We start from the raw sequence: 13,230 nt of genomic DNA, 5'->3' as shown, positions 1-13,230 counted from the left end.
CGAGCATATCAGACCAGATAGGTACGAATTCCCGGCGTACCAACAAGAGCCGCCGACGACGGTCGCGACCGTACCCGTTTCGCCCCTGCAAGGGAAAGCCCCCTCCGACGCCGGAGGGGGCACATTTTAAACACTCAAAAGGAGTGCAATACCGATTCTATAGCCTTAGCACGATTTAGCCAACCTGACCGAGGCTTGGGAACGCGTCGATCATCCATTGGGCGACATCGGCCATGCCACCCGTCATGATGAGAATACCCGTGAGCACCAACAGCCCCCCGATGCCCTTCTCCACCACCCCCATGTAACGACGGAACCGCGCCATGAAGCGCAGGAACGGCCCGATCGCCAGGGCGGCGAGCAGGAACGGCACGCCGATGCCCACCGCGTAGGCCCCCAGCAATGACGCGCCGGTCCAGGGACTGGGGCTGGAGCCGGCCACCATCAAGATCGCCGCCAGCACCGGGCCGACACAGGGCGTCCAGCCGAAGGCGAAGGCCAGGCCCACCAGATAGGCGCCGATCAGGCCGACCGGCTTGGACTCCACATGGAAGCGGGCTTCCCGGTAGAGCATGGAAATCCGAAACAGGCCCAGGAAGTGCAGGCCCAGCAGGATGATGATGCCCCCGGCGATGGGCGCCAGGATGTGCATGTTCTCGGAGACCACATTGCCGGCCATCGCGGCGCCCGCCCCCAGGGCCACGAACACGGTGCCGAAGCCCAGCACGAAGGCCAGGGCCGCCCAGAACACGCGCATCCGGGCGGTGCGCACCTCGGCGTCCTGGCCTTCCAGCTGGTCCAGGCTGACACCGCCGATGAAGCACAGATAGGGCGGCACGATGGGCAGGATGCACGGCGATAAAAAGCTGAGAACGCCGGCGGTCAGCGCCCCCAGGTAGGTCACGTCAAGCCCATCCATGGTCGGTCACGCTCCCGTATCAAATGGTGTTTGGTCGCCGTGGCGGGCATCACCCTCCTCCCGGCATCCATGACATCACGACGACCGCTCACCCCCGAATGGTGATGGACGTGTTCTCGGGAACCGTGACCACCTTTTCCCGCGTGATGTAGTCCGCCACCAGATCGTAGACCGGCGGCCCCTCGGTGCCCTCGTTCACCGACGCCCAACCGGAGACCACGTAGCTCTTGGCGGGGTCGATGGGTTCGCCGGTCTCCAGCAGCGTCAGGCCGGAGATGCGCTCGCCCATGGGCTTGGCGATGTCGATGGCGTAGGCCATGCCGCCCACCCGGACCATGTCGCCGCCCTGCTGGTAGAAGGGATCGGGGTTGAAGATGTTGTCGGCCACGTCCTCCAGCACCGTCTTGATCATGGCGCCGTCCATCTCGGTCCGGTAGGCGGCCGGGTAGGTGATCGAGGTCATGGAATGGACGTCGTCCACGGTGATGTCCTGCCCCGGCAGCAGGGTCGCCCCCCAGCGGAAGCCGGGCGACAGGGCGATTTGCGCGTCCCGCTCCGCCAGCAGCGCCTGGCAGATCAGGTCGTCGAAGCTGCCGTTGAAGTTGCCGCGCCGGTACAGCAGGTCGTCGGTCTTGCCCAGCACCCGGGTGCACTCCGCTTCGTACGGAGCGCGGACATCGGTGATCAGCTGGGCCATCTCCGGGTCGGGCGTGATGACGTCGGAGAACACCGGGATCAGGCGATAGCGGAAGTCGGCCACCTTGCCCCCCTGGACGTCCAGATCCAGCCGCGACAGGAACTTCCCGTGGGAGCCGGAGGCCACCAGCAGCGTTCCGCTCTCGGTGACCACGCGCGGCAGGGCGTCATGGGTGTGGCCGGTCAGGATGACGTCCAGGCCGGAGACCCGCGCGGCCAACTTGCGGTCCACATCGAAGCCGTTGTGGGACAGCAGGACCACCAGCCCGGCCCCGGCGGCGCGAGCGTCATCCACGTGCGCCTGGACCATCTCCGGGCGGATGCCGAAGGACCAGTCGGGGATCAGGTGGCGCGGGTTGGCGATGGGGGTGTAGGGGAAGGCCTGGCCGATCACCGCCACCCGGACGCCGCCACGCTCGAACATCTGGGTGGCTTCGAACACCGGCTCGTCCCAGGAGGTGTCCAGCACGTTCCCGCACAGGAAGGGAAACGCCAGCATGCCCTCGACCAGCTCTTGCACCCGGTCCTGGCCATAGGTGAACTCCCAGTGGGCGGTCATGGCGTCGGTCTTGAGGGCGTTGAAGGCCCGCACCATGTCCTCGCCCCGGGTCATCAGCGAGGTATAGGATCCCTGCCAGGTGTCGCCCCCGTCCAGGAACAGGGTGTTGTCCGGGCGCTCGGCGCGGATCGCCTTGATCAGCGTCGCCAGCCGGTCGAGCCCGCCGACCCGCCCATAGGTGGCCGCCAGGTTGGCGAAGTCCACGTTGGTCAGGGCGTAGCACTCGGGCGAGTCGCGGGGGATGTCGAACATCGACAGGAAGTCGGTGCCGGTCACATGCGGCGGCAGCCCCTCGACGGCGCCCACGCCCAGATTGATGGACGGTTCCCGGAAGTAGATGGGCTTCAATTGGGCGTGCACGTCGGTGACATGCAACAGCGTCACCTGCCCCAAGGGATCGAAGCGCAGCAGGTCGTCCTGGGTCAGGGTCTGGGCGGCGGCCGCGCGGCACAGGCCGGCCGGTCCCCCCATCAGGATGGCGGTCGCCGCCGCCGTGCGCAGGAAGTCACGCCTGGTGAACATGATGTCTCTCTTTTTTGGTTTGGTCACACGCCAGGGGGCGGAGGGTCTGCGCGCACGCGGCGCCGCCGGGAGGGGCACAGGCCGTCACTCCGGCGGCCGGTCACCGGCCCGCGCGACGATCCCGCCTACTTGCGCACGGACGGCGTTTCGATGGGCAGGCCATTGCTGCGCCAGGTGGTGTACAGCTCCAGATTGACGTACTCGTCGGAGCCGTACGCGTAGGGTTCGGCGCGGATGTTCTTGTTGCAGCCCCGGAAGCGACGATGCAGGGAGCCGAGCGTCTGCCACTTCAGGCGATAGGTGGGAAAGCCGTTCACCTGGCCCTGGCTCAGGGTCTCGGCGCGGATCATGGTGCCGGCGTGGTCCACGTGACAGTGGGTGCAGGCCATGTCCAGTTGGCCCCGGCGCTGTTCATAGAACGCCTTGCCCTGCTCCCAGAAGGGTCGGGCCGGACCGTCGATGGACACGGCGACCGGCATGCCCTTCGACTGATTCTTGACGAAGGCGGTGATGCCCAGCAGATCCTCGGACTCCCACTTGAAGGGCGCGGCGCCCATCTGCTCCTCGCGGCACCAGTTGATGCGCTGTTCGATGTTCATCAGCTTGCCCCGCGCCTCGTCATGGATCGGGTAGCGGGTGGCGACGCCGGCCAGGGCTTCCTCGGCCTCGCCATGACAGTCGGCGCACGCCTTGCCGGCCTCTCCGGCGGCGGTTTCCCAGATGTCGGCCCCGCGCTCCAGCCACAGGAAGGCGGGATTCTGGAAGTCGTCGTCCTGCATGGCGCGGGTCTGGGCCCCCGCGTACGTATAGCCAGAGCGTTTGTCGCCGACCTTGTACGGGCCCCAGTGGATGCGGGTGCCATCGTCGGAGCCGATGGCCGCGCCCGCCGTCAGCACCGCGCCAGCGGCAAGCAGCCCCAGTGCGCCTCTTGCCAGCGCCTTGGTTGTCATGGTCATGGTTCCTCCCTGGTTCCCGAGCATGTTTTGGATCTGCCCCGGTTTTTATGTATTTTCCTTACGTTATTGATCCACTTGCTTGTCTTTTCCTTGCCAGCGGGCGGTCTCATCGCCCTGGGTATCGTGACATGACGATCGGCGGGTCCGCGCCGAACGGTCCCGGGGCACACGACGGCGGCGGGTCTTCGCCGTCGAGCGCCGCCGCGTGTCCCGGGCCGGGTCCGGATCAGGCCACCTCAATCGACTTGGTGTCCTCGTAAACGGACCCGTCGTCATCGTGCCAGGTGAACGTCAGGTCACCGCTTTCCTCGGCCTTGAGGAAGAAGGCCACGTAGGGATTGGCCGAAACCGAGGGGAACAGGTCGGTGGAGAACACCTCGCGACCGTTCAGGGTCACCACGAAGCGGTTGATGATCTGCCGGGGAATCGTGTTGCCGCCGCTGTCCTTGCGCTGCCCCGATTCCATGGCATGGTTGATGAGGGTCTTGATCTCGATGATCTCGCCCATGGCCGCCTTCTTGGGGGCCTTCACGCGCGGCCGAATCTTCGCCATCGCCGGTCTCTCCTAAGGTCTTGCGTCGTCGTGACTGGGTGCGTCAGGGGGGGTGCCGGCGTCAGCCGCCGCACCCGCCGATGGTTACCTTGACCAGCTTGCGGCCGACCATGGTGCTGCCGTCGTTCATCTGCGCGGCGGCGATGATGGTCTGGGTGCCGGCCAGGCGCATGCGGGTCGAGGCGGATGCGGTGCCGCAGGCGGGCGTGAAGTTGAAGCGGGCCACCTCCGCCTGGGGATTGCCGTCGGCCATCACCATGACCGTCTTCACGTAGGAGTCGGCGGTCATCGGCGCGTCCACGGTAACGGTCACCGGCACCGTGTTGCCGTTCTCGGCGATCTCCGGCAAGTCCAGTTCCACGCCGCCGTCGACGGGCGTGCCCTCGGCCATCTGGTCGATGATCGCCTGCACCTCGGCCTCACCGGCCAGGGACAGGCCCGGCACCAGCGTCATCGCGGTGGTCACGGCGGCACCGCCGCCCAGGCTGACCATCAGCGTCCGTCGGCTGACGCCTCCAGTTTCAAGCTCGTCCTTCATCGTCCTGTCTCTCCTTGGATTTCCTGTCGTCATGATGGGACTCGGGGCGGAGGCGGGGCCATGGCCGCCGGCGTCCTCCCCGAGGGGCCCGCCTGCCCCCCGCGCGTCGCGCGCCTTACCGGCGCTTGCTGGTGTCGCGCAGGGTCATCAGGTAGGCGATCACATCCTCGACCTGCTGGGCCGAGAGGATGGGCTTGCCCTCGAACCCGCTCAGCACCCGATGGAGGCCGTCGACCTTGTGGAAGGACGGCATCATCGAATAGGGGTTCAGCGCCTTGGGATCGACGAGGCGGAGCCGCAACTCGCCCTCGTCATAGACATCGGCCACCCCGTACAGCGCCGGACCGGTCTGGCCATGGAACTGTTCCTCGGGGATGGGCATCTCGTGGCAACTCAGACAGTTGCCCAGCTTGCGATTGATGACCCACTTGCGGCCGCGCTCCGGATCGCCCGGGGTCTCGGTCAGCGAGTCCGGCACGGTGTAGCCGTCCACGATGGTAAAGGGGGTGACGGGATCACCGGCAAGGGCACCCGGCGTCCCGCTCAGCAGGCCCAGCCCGAGGGCCAGACCGGCGGAGATGATCCTCGGCGTTGTCCGTCCGATCGACATCATGGTCCCGGTTTCCTCCCTGTTCATGGCGTCCCGGTCTTGGTGCCGGTGACATGACGGTCTTGGATCTCGACATCAGGCCAGCGGCGCCAACGGCCGTCCGGACGATCATCGGGCACGGCCGGGATCCACGGGTGACTCACCCGCGCGTCGACGATGTCGTCGCCGCCCCTCCCTGGCCGATCCGGTCCGAACCGCGCGGATCCGCGCCCTCCGGCGGTGGGACACCGGCCGAGAAACAACCCCGACGGAACTGTATGGTTTATGCCCGACGATCCCCTGGATCGCGGTGTTGAGCGGACACGACCATGATCCACGCCGCCCGTGGCCGCTGGTCGATGCACCGCACAAAAACTCCTCCCTTCGGCGAGCCCGGTTTTCGCCCCCAGAGATGGCTGGCGCCTGGCTCATTAGATTTCTATAATGGAAGCATGACGGATCGTTTCTCCCATGGCAAGGCTCAGTTTTTAGTGTGCCGAGGATCGGCCCTGCGGCGTACCGTCCGTCCAACAGGCGCCCGTGGGGCGCGACGGCGACCCGCCGGTGACGTCAAGCGGGTCCATCCTGGGAGGACGACATGACACACGTGATACCCCGTGCTGGTGCGGCGGCGTGCCCGCCGGCCGGGATCCGGCGGATCCCCCCGGCGACCACCCGGGTGATCGCCGGGGTCTGGATCGGGGTCCTCGTGCTGGCCTGGGCGGGCGCGACCGGCGCGGCCCGCGCGGCCGAACTGGTGATGTTCGAATCGGCCGGGTGTTCCTGGTGCAAGCAGTGGCACGCGGACCTGGGATCCATTTATCCCAAGACGGCGGAATCGCGGATGGCCCCGTTGCGCCGGGTGAACCTTCATGACCCCTGGCCCACCGACCTGAAGGCCGTGCGCGGCGTTTCGTTCACGCCGACCTTCGTGCTGGTGCACGACGGTGCGGAGGTAGGACGCATCACCGGCTACGCCGGCGATGAGTTCTTCTGGTTCCAGCTCGGCTCGCTTTTGGAGAAACTGCCGAAGATCCTTCGCGAAAGCGGATCGTAGGCGCCCCCGCCCCTGCCCCCGTCATTCAAAGAACACAATCCACAGGGAGGATCTCACCCATGACCATGTTTTCGTGGCGCTTATGGCGTGCCCTGGCCGTGCTGACCCTTGGAGCCGCCACCCTGGCCGCCGCCCCCGGCCGCGCCGCCGAGGGCGAGATGATCGCCCCCACCCTGGGCGAGGACGGCCTCTATCACCACGACTTCTTCCTGCAGTCGTTCCTGGACCTACCGGAGGATCTGGCCGACAGCCACGCCGACGGTAAACGCCTGGTGGTGGTGTTCGAGCAGCGCGGCTGCATCTACTGCAAGCAGGTCAATACGGAACTGCTGGGCGATCCGGCCATCCATGCCTACGTGAAGGAGAACTACAATGTCGTGCAGCTCAACCTGTTCGGCGACCGCTCGGTCACCGACCTGGACGGCGAGGTGATGACGGAAAAGGCCCTGGCGCGCCGCTGGGGCATCCTGTTCACGCCCACCTTCGTGTTCATGCCCGAGGACCCGGCCGACGCCGCGGGCCTGACCGGCAAGGACGCCGCCGTGTTCACCATGCAGGGCGCCTTCGGCAAGCATACCTTCACCGCCGCCTTCGAGTGGGTGAAGCAGAAGGGCTACGAGGGCGACGCCCACTTCCAGAGCTACGTGGCCGAGACCCTGGCCGCTCGCGAGGCCGCCGCCCAGTGATGCCAACGGTCACTGAGAATGACCGTTGCAGTCGGTGACCGGCACGGTCCCCCTCCCCGGGCGCCCTGCGGGCGCCCGGGCTTGTTGACCCTGGGCGCCTCGCGGGCGCCCGGGCCTGAATATAAATCCGGCGCCGTGACGGTGACGCCGGGCCCGCATCCTGTTGGCCCGCCGAGCCGGTCGCGTTCACGGTGGCCCCAAACGCTGTCAGGACTTAGCATGGTCCTGACCCTCGATGGGCGCGATCGGCCCTCGGGGCTGAGGTTCACACAAGACGGGTCTACTGATGACGATCCTGGACGACCTGCTGGCACGCCGGCTTTACTTGGGGGTAACGGGCTTGTCCCGCTCGGGCAAGACGGTGTTCATCACCTCGCTGATCCACACCCTGTTGCGGGCCGATACCGCCGCCACCATCAGCCCCTTGCGCAACTTCGATCCCTTCGACGACGGCCGCCTGATCGGCGCCGTGCTGCGCCATGACGCCAACGCCACCATTCCCGAGTTCCCCTATGCCCAGGCGGTCAAGGCCCTGACCGGCGAACAGCCCCACTGGCCCGAGCCGACCCGGGGCATCTCGCGCATCCGCGTGGACATCCGCTACCGCCGCACCGGCGACGGCCTGCGCAGCGCCGCCGCCACCCGCCTGGGCCTGACCGAGGGCGTGCTCCAGTTGGAGATCGTGGACTACCCCGGGGAGTGGCTGGTGGACCTGCCCATGCTCTCACAGACGTTCGAGAGCTGGTCGGACGCCATGCTCACGCAGGCCCGCGCGGGGTCGCGGGCCGCGCTGTCGGGCGACTGGCTGACCTTCATGGACGCCCGCGCCCCCGGCGATCCGCACGACGAGGACTGGGCCGAGCAGGCGGCCAGCCTGTACACCGACTACCTCCGCGCCTGCGCCGACACGGGCTTGCGCTACCTGCAACCCGGCCGGTTCCTGAACCCGGCCGACCTGCGCGGCGCGGCGGTGCTGCGCTTTTGCCCCATGCCGGGGCTCGGCGGCGCGACACCGGCCGCCGGCTCCCTGCACGAGGCGTTCCGCGCCAAGTTCCGCGACTATCAGGACAAGGTGGTGCGGACGTTCTTCCGCCGCCACTTCGCCGGACTGGACCGCCAGATCGTGCTGGTGGACACGCTGACCGCGCTTAACGAGGGACGGGAAGTCTTCGCCGACATGAGCGCGGCGCTGTCCTCGGCGCTGCACAGCTTCCGGCACGGCCACAATACGCCCTTGTCGTGGCTCACCGGACGGCGCATCTCCAAGGTACTGTTCGCCGCCACCAAGGCCGACCACGTGATCCGCGGCGACCGCCTGCACCTGGAGAACCTGACCCGGCGGATGCTCCATGTGCTGGATGAAGACAACGCCATCAAGGTCGCGGCCGGGATCGACGTGGCGGCCGTCGCCGCCATCCGCTGCACCGAGGACACCCGGCGCGCCGACAACGGGCGCGAGATCCTGCTCGGCCGCCGGCCCGGCGATGACACCGATACGCCCCTGGAACCCGGCGCCATCCCGCTTGACTTCCCGCCGGACTGGGAGGCGTTCCGCTATCGGTACTGGGACTTCCAGCCGCGCCCCGATCCCTCCTGGCGGCATGGCGGCTTTCCCAACATCCGCATGCCGGAGGTGCTTAACTACTTGATCGGCGAGGACATGCGATGAATGCCCATGATCCCCTACGGCCGGTACCGCGCCAGCCCGGCGTGGTCGACCCCGCCCTGGTCATGTCGACCGCCAAGCCCCAGCGCGCGCCCCTCGGGGCAATGCCCGGCGCGGTAACCACGCCGATGCCGGCCAGTCTCGGTCCGGTTCCGCACACCGCCCGCACTCCCCCGCCGGCCGACACCTCCGCCGGGGACGAGGCCAAGGCCGCCCGCGCGACCAAGGTCGCCGGCTCCTCCCGATGGGGACGGGCGATCTGGCTGCTGGTGGCGCTGATGGGCGCCCTGCTGGTCTACGACACCGTCATCTCGCTGATCGACGTATGGTCCCGCGACCCCATCGGCGGCGGCCTGCTGACGGCCCTTGCGCTGGCCTTCCTCGGGGCGCTCGGCGTATCCGTGGAAGCGGAACTGCGCACCGTGCGACGCCTGCGCGACGTCGCCCGCTTCCGCAAGGAGATGGAGACGGCGCTGGAGCAGGACTCGGCCCGGCGGCTGTCCAAGGCGCTGGCGCCCCTGCTGTCCATGGTGCACGAGCGCCGCCCCGATCTGGTGCGCGACTTCCGCCACCGGGTCCAGGGGCAGACCGAATGCGCGGCCATCCTCAAGCAGTTCCGGGGCGCCGTGCTGGTGCCGCTGGACCAGGAGGCGCGCCGCGCCGTGCGCGGCAACGCCATGACCGTGCTCGGGGCCACGGCCATCAGTCCGCATCCCGCCCTGGACATGGCCATCGTCGTCTGGAGGGGTGTCGTCATGGTGCGCAAGGTGGCCGAGATCTACGGCCTGCGCCCCGGCGGTCTGGCGACCCTGTACCTGACCCGCTCGGTGGTCGTCAGCGCCGCCCTGGCGATGGCGGCCGATCCGGCCGGCGAGGCCGTGGCCAACGCGTTGGGCGGCAGCCTGGCCGAGAAGGTCTCCGCCCGCTTCGCGGAAGGCTCCATCTCCGGCCTGCGGGCCTTGCGCCTGGGGGTGCGGTCCATCGAGATCTGCCGGCCCCTGCCCTTCGAGCCCGCGGAGCGCAACGGCATGCTCCACACCCTCATGCAGGGATAGGAGAGCCGATGCCCGCCTTCGATACGCTGCCCCTCGACGGTCCCGCCCTGCCCCCGGCCAGCGGCGGCCCGCCGCGCCATCTGGTGGTTCTGCTGCATGGCTATGGCGCCGACGGCCATGACCTGATCGGTCTGGCGCCGCACCTGGCGCCGGCCCTGCCCCACGCCCTGTTCGTGGCTCCGAACGCGCCGGAGCCCTGCGAGATGGCGCCCTTCGGCCGGCAGTGGTTCAGTCTCGCCCGCTATGATCCGGAGATGGCCCGGCGCGACCCGGCCACCCTGGCGACGGCCCTCGACGCCCTGGATGCCGGCGCCGCCGCCGCGCAACCGCGGCTGGACGCGTTTCTGGATGCGCTGCTGGAGGCCCAGGCGCTGACCGCCGACCGGCTGGCCCTGGTGGGGTTTTCCCAGGGCACGATGATGGCGCTGCGCTGCGCCCTGCGGCGCCCGCGCGCGGTGGCGACCGTGGTGGGTTTTTCCGGCGCGCTGACCGGCGCCGCCACCCTGGCCGATGCCGTCACCGCGCGGCCACCGATCACGCTGATCCATGGCGAGGACGACCCCGTGGTCCCGTTCCCGGCGATGGCCCTGGCCGAGGCCGGGTTGCGCGCGGCCGGTTTGGCGGTGACAACCCATGGCTGCCCCGGCCTCGAACATGGTATCGATCCCCAGGGTCTGGCCGTGGCCCGGGACGCCCTGACCCGGGCCCTGGCCCCCTGATCTCGCCGACCGGTAAGCCGGGGGGCGATCGGCAACACCCCCTGGCCCGGGCCGCCTGGGCACACCCTTGAGGTCGAAACCGGGCGCTCCGCTCGTGACCCGAGACGACAGTCTGGTCCGTCCCAGGTCACGAGAGCCGTTATTTGGTTGATTGTTCACCTTTCATGGATGTGTGGCACGGCCTATACTGACGCCGGCTTCAGTCGGCGAGGCCGGCGTCATGAAACTGCGGGTGTAATGAAACGGTATTCTTTTTCACCAGAAGAATGAGCGCGGGTAAGCCACATGAACATTTTTCTTCGCTTGATCGTGGCTCTTGGCGGTGTCGCCTTGATCACAGCCTTGGTGATCTCCCTGGTGTTCACGTCGTTCATGAACCGAATCACGTCCGAGTCCCAGGTCCGCCAGTTGGCGAATCTGTTCGACGTGCTTGAATACCGACTGGAGCAAGAGGGCGACAGCTCGCTCGCGCTGGCGAATCTGGTGGCCAAGGCACCGCTGACCGGACGCGCCATGGCCGAACAGGACCGCGAGGCCCTGCTTGACCACTACGGACCGGCCTTCCAGTCCCTGCACGACGAGCATGGCGTCCGCCAGTTCCAGTTCCATCTGCCGCCCGCCACCTCGTTCCTGCGGGTCCACAAGCCCGAGACGTTCGGGGACGACCTGTCGGCCTTCCGCGCCACGGTGGTCGAGGCCAACACCCGCCGCGCCTCCATCCGGGGGCTGGAGCACGGCGTGGCCGGCCTGGGCATGCGCGGGGTGATGCCGGTCAGCCACGAGGGCATCCATGTGGGCACCGTGGAGTTCGGCCTGTCCTTCGACCAGTCCTTCTTCCAGGCGTTCGACGACGACAACGATGTCCGGGTGGCCCTCTACCTGCCGGCGGCGAACGGCACGTTCGAGGCCTTCGCCAACACCGGGGACACGGTCCTGATCGGCACGGACGCCATGGAGTCCGTCATGCAGGGCGACACGGTGATCGAGACCGTGCGCCTGGACGACCTGGCGATGGCGGTGATGGCCGAGCCGGTGGTGGACTTCTCCGGCCGCACCATCGGCGTGGCCACCATCGCCCTGGACATCGCCCCCTATCTGGCGCGCATGGACACGGCCCGCTGGCTGGCCGTGGGCGCCACCGCCGGCACCCTGATCCTGGCGCTGGTCATCGGCAGTTGGATCGCCATCAGCATCTCCAGTCCCGTACGCCAGGTGACGGAGACCCTGCGGCGTCTGGCGGCGCGGGACTTCTCCACCTCCATACCGGAGGCCAAGGGAAAGTGGGAGATCCCGCGCATGCTGCGGTCGATGCGCGAGTTCAGCGATGTCGCCGCGGGGTTGCACGAGACCGAGCAGACCTTGAAGACCGAACTGGCCGAGGTCCAGGTCCGTCAGAAAACGCTGGCCACCGCCGCCCGCGCCAACCTGCGCGGTGTGGTCGCCGCCGCCGTTCAGGCCAACGAGGCCATCGTCATCATGGCCCATGTCACCCGCAACGTGAACGCCGCCAACGTCCAGTCGCAGGCCATGGCCTCGGCCGTCGAGGAGATGGTCGCCTCGACGCAGGAAATCTCGGCGTCCTCCGACCATGCCGCCCACGAGGCCGAGGACACGCGCGGCACCGCCGACCAGGGCGTCAGCGGGGCCGGCGCGGCGGTCAACACCATGGAGGGGATTCACAACGCGGTGCGCGACGCCGCCGACCGCGTCGATACCCTGGCCCAGGCGTCGGCCCAGATCGGCGAGATCGTGCAGCAGATCGAGGACATCGCCGACCAGACCAACCTGCTGGCGCTGAACGCCACCATCGAGGCGGCGCGCGCCGGCGACGCCGGCAAGGGCTTCGCCGTGGTGGCCAACGAGGTCAAGTCGCTCGCCAGCCAGACCGCCCGCGCCACCGAGGACATCCGCAACCGCATCGACACCCTGCGCGGCGAGATGGACAGCATCGTCTCGGCCATGGAAAAGGGCGCCAAGGCCGTGGAGGAAGGCCGTGGCGTGGTCACCAACCTGGGCGGCCATCTGGGCTCGATCGCGGACGGCATCGGCTCGGTCACCGACCGCATGCGCGACATCGCCTCCATCCTCACCCAGCAGACCCAGGCGGCCAACGAGATCGCCCAGGGCACCAGCGCCATCGCCGATCTGGCCCGCCGCAACAACGACGAGCTTCAGCAGTCCCTGCAGTCCATGGACAACGCCACCGGCACCCTGAACGAGCAGGTGGCGCGGATCTCCAAGACCGGCGGCTCCATGGTGCTGGTGGAGGTCGCCAAGAACGATCACGTGGTCTTCAAGAAGCGCATCGTGGACGCCGTGATCGGCCGCGACACCTGGCGCGAGCACGATATTCCCGACCACCACAGCTGCCGCCTCGGCAAATGGGTCAAGGGGGTGACCGACCCCACCATCCGCAACCACGCGGCCTTCAAGGCGCTGGACAAGCCGCACGCGGACGTGCATCGCCTGGGCGTGCAAGCGGTGCGCGCCGCCGCCATGGATGATCTGGACAGCGCGATGGAAGCGGTGGACGGCCTGCATCGCGCCAGCGCCGAGGTGGTCAAGCTGCTGTCGGAGCTGTCCATCGCGGTCGAAAAGGTGGAGGGCCTGGAGGTTACCGGCTAGAGTGCTCTGGGGTCGGGTTGAGTCGCCAGGGATTCCCATGGGATCGATTTTATGATTCAACGGACTGACCGTTAGGAGGTCGGTCCGCAT

General features: G+C 68.1%; 12 protein-coding genes. 6 read left to right on the top strand and 6 right to left on the bottom strand.

Annotated elements, in window-relative coordinates:
* Positions 1-175: 175 nt before the first annotated feature.
* From GGD89_RS06585 to soxX, 6 genes are all read right to left on the bottom strand, one after another.
* Positions 176-919, bottom strand: coding sequence for a cytochrome c biogenesis CcdA family protein (locus GGD89_RS06585; RefSeq protein ID WP_184043351.1), 744 nt, complete (start codon positions 917-919; stop codon positions 176-178).
* Positions 920-1,007: 88 nt separating this feature from the next.
* Positions 1,008-2,696 (bottom strand): thiosulfohydrolase SoxB, encoded by a 1,689-nt coding sequence (soxB, locus tag GGD89_RS06580; protein WP_184043349.1) that lies wholly within the window; start codon positions 2,694-2,696, stop codon positions 1,008-1,010.
* Positions 2,697-2,821: 125 nt separating this feature from the next.
* Positions 2,822-3,652 carry a sulfur oxidation c-type cytochrome SoxA gene (gene soxA / locus GGD89_RS06575; protein WP_184043347.1) on the bottom strand — a complete coding sequence of 277 codons (831 nt, stop codon included), beginning with the start codon at positions 3,650-3,652 and terminating at the stop codon, positions 2,822-2,824.
* A gap of 226 nt (positions 3,653-3,878) precedes the next feature.
* The gene (soxZ, locus tag GGD89_RS06570) at positions 3,879-4,205 is read right to left on the bottom strand and encodes a thiosulfate oxidation carrier complex protein SoxZ (protein ID WP_184043345.1); all 327 of its coding nucleotides are present in this window, start codon (positions 4,203-4,205) and stop codon (positions 3,879-3,881) included.
* 61 nt (positions 4,206-4,266) lie between these two features.
* Positions 4,267-4,743, bottom strand: coding sequence for a thiosulfate oxidation carrier protein SoxY (gene soxY, locus GGD89_RS06565; RefSeq protein ID WP_246422796.1), 477 nt, complete (start codon positions 4,741-4,743; stop codon positions 4,267-4,269).
* Positions 4,744-4,858: 115 nt separating this feature from the next.
* Complete coding sequence (gene soxX / locus GGD89_RS06560) at positions 4,859-5,356, bottom strand: sulfur oxidation c-type cytochrome SoxX (protein WP_246422791.1); 498 nt, start codon at positions 5,354-5,356, stop codon at positions 4,859-4,861.
* Positions 5,357-5,930: 574 nt separating this feature from the next.
* On the opposite strand from soxX, the gene GGD89_RS20015 reads away from it, so the two are divergent.
* The 6 genes from GGD89_RS20015 to GGD89_RS06530 all read left to right on the top strand — a co-directional run bounded on the left by GGD89_RS20015 (position 5,931) and on the right by GGD89_RS06530 (position 13,140).
* On the top strand, positions 5,931-6,389 hold the full coding sequence (locus GGD89_RS20015; protein ID WP_246422785.1) for a thioredoxin family protein: 459 nt from the start codon (positions 5,931-5,933) through the stop codon (positions 6,387-6,389).
* Positions 6,390-6,448: 59 nt separating this feature from the next.
* Positions 6,449-7,075, top strand: a complete 627-nt coding sequence (locus tag GGD89_RS06550) for a SoxW family protein (RefSeq protein ID WP_221238349.1) — start codon at positions 6,449-6,451, stop codon at positions 7,073-7,075.
* A 286-nt stretch (positions 7,076-7,361) separates the two neighbouring features.
* Complete coding sequence (locus GGD89_RS06545) at positions 7,362-8,744, top strand: YcjX family GTP-binding protein (RefSeq protein WP_184043343.1); 1,383 nt, start codon at positions 7,362-7,364, stop codon at positions 8,742-8,744.
* The gene (locus tag GGD89_RS06540; RefSeq protein WP_184043341.1) at positions 8,741-9,796 is read left to right on the top strand and encodes a TIGR01620 family protein; all 1,056 of its coding nucleotides are present in this window, start codon (positions 8,741-8,743) and stop codon (positions 9,794-9,796) included. The genes GGD89_RS06545 and GGD89_RS06540 overlap by 4 nt, the downstream gene beginning before the upstream one ends.
* An 8-nt stretch (positions 9,797-9,804) precedes the next feature.
* Positions 9,805-10,515 (top strand): alpha/beta hydrolase, encoded by a 711-nt coding sequence (locus GGD89_RS06535; RefSeq protein ID WP_184043339.1) that lies wholly within the window; start codon positions 9,805-9,807, stop codon positions 10,513-10,515.
* 285 nt (positions 10,516-10,800) lie between these two features.
* A complete protein-coding gene (locus GGD89_RS06530; RefSeq protein WP_184043337.1) occupies positions 10,801-13,140 on the top strand; it encodes a methyl-accepting chemotaxis protein in 2,340 nt (779 codons plus the stop codon).
* Positions 13,141-13,230: the final 90 nt, after the last annotated feature.

This window comes from Roseospira visakhapatnamensis, from assembly GCF_014197915.1.
GTDB classification, from domain to species: domain Bacteria; phylum Pseudomonadota; class Alphaproteobacteria; order Rhodospirillales; family Rhodospirillaceae; genus Rhodospira; species Rhodospira visakhapatnamensis.
Note: the sequence above shows the minus strand (reverse complement) of the source record. Positions and strands in the feature narration are given on the sequence as shown.

What these genes read in the sequence shown, in the direction of transcription:
- GGD89_RS06585 (WP_184043351.1), bottom strand. Translation starts at nt 919, where the DNA reads ATGGATGGGCTTGACGTGACCTACCTGGGGGCGCTGACCGCCGGCGTT.
- soxB (WP_184043349.1), bottom strand. Translation starts at nt 2,696, where the DNA reads ATGTTCACCAGGCGTGACTTCCTGCGCACGGCGGCGGCGACCGCCATC.
- soxA (WP_184043347.1), bottom strand. Translation starts at nt 3,652, where the DNA reads ATGACCATGACAACCAAGGCGCTGGCAAGAGGCGCACTGGGGCTGCTT.
- soxZ (WP_184043345.1), bottom strand. Translation starts at nt 4,205, where the DNA reads ATGGCGAAGATTCGGCCGCGCGTGAAGGCCCCCAAGAAGGCGGCCATG.
- soxY (WP_246422796.1), bottom strand. Translation starts at nt 4,743, where the DNA reads ATGAAGGACGAGCTTGAAACTGGAGGCGTCAGCCGACGGACGCTGATG.
- soxX (WP_246422791.1), bottom strand. Translation starts at nt 5,356, where the DNA reads ATGATGTCGATCGGACGGACAACGCCGAGGATCATCTCCGCCGGTCTG.
- GGD89_RS20015 (WP_246422785.1), top strand. Translation starts at nt 5,931, where the DNA reads ATGACACACGTGATACCCCGTGCTGGTGCGGCGGCGTGCCCGCCGGCC.
- GGD89_RS06550 (WP_221238349.1), top strand. Translation starts at nt 6,449, where the DNA reads ATGACCATGTTTTCGTGGCGCTTATGGCGTGCCCTGGCCGTGCTGACC.
- GGD89_RS06545 (WP_184043343.1), top strand. Translation starts at nt 7,362, where the DNA reads ATGACGATCCTGGACGACCTGCTGGCACGCCGGCTTTACTTGGGGGTA.
- GGD89_RS06540 (WP_184043341.1), top strand. Translation starts at nt 8,741, where the DNA reads ATGAATGCCCATGATCCCCTACGGCCGGTACCGCGCCAGCCCGGCGTG.
- GGD89_RS06535 (WP_184043339.1), top strand. Translation starts at nt 9,805, where the DNA reads ATGCCCGCCTTCGATACGCTGCCCCTCGACGGTCCCGCCCTGCCCCCG.
- GGD89_RS06530 (WP_184043337.1), top strand. Translation starts at nt 10,801, where the DNA reads ATGAACATTTTTCTTCGCTTGATCGTGGCTCTTGGCGGTGTCGCCTTG.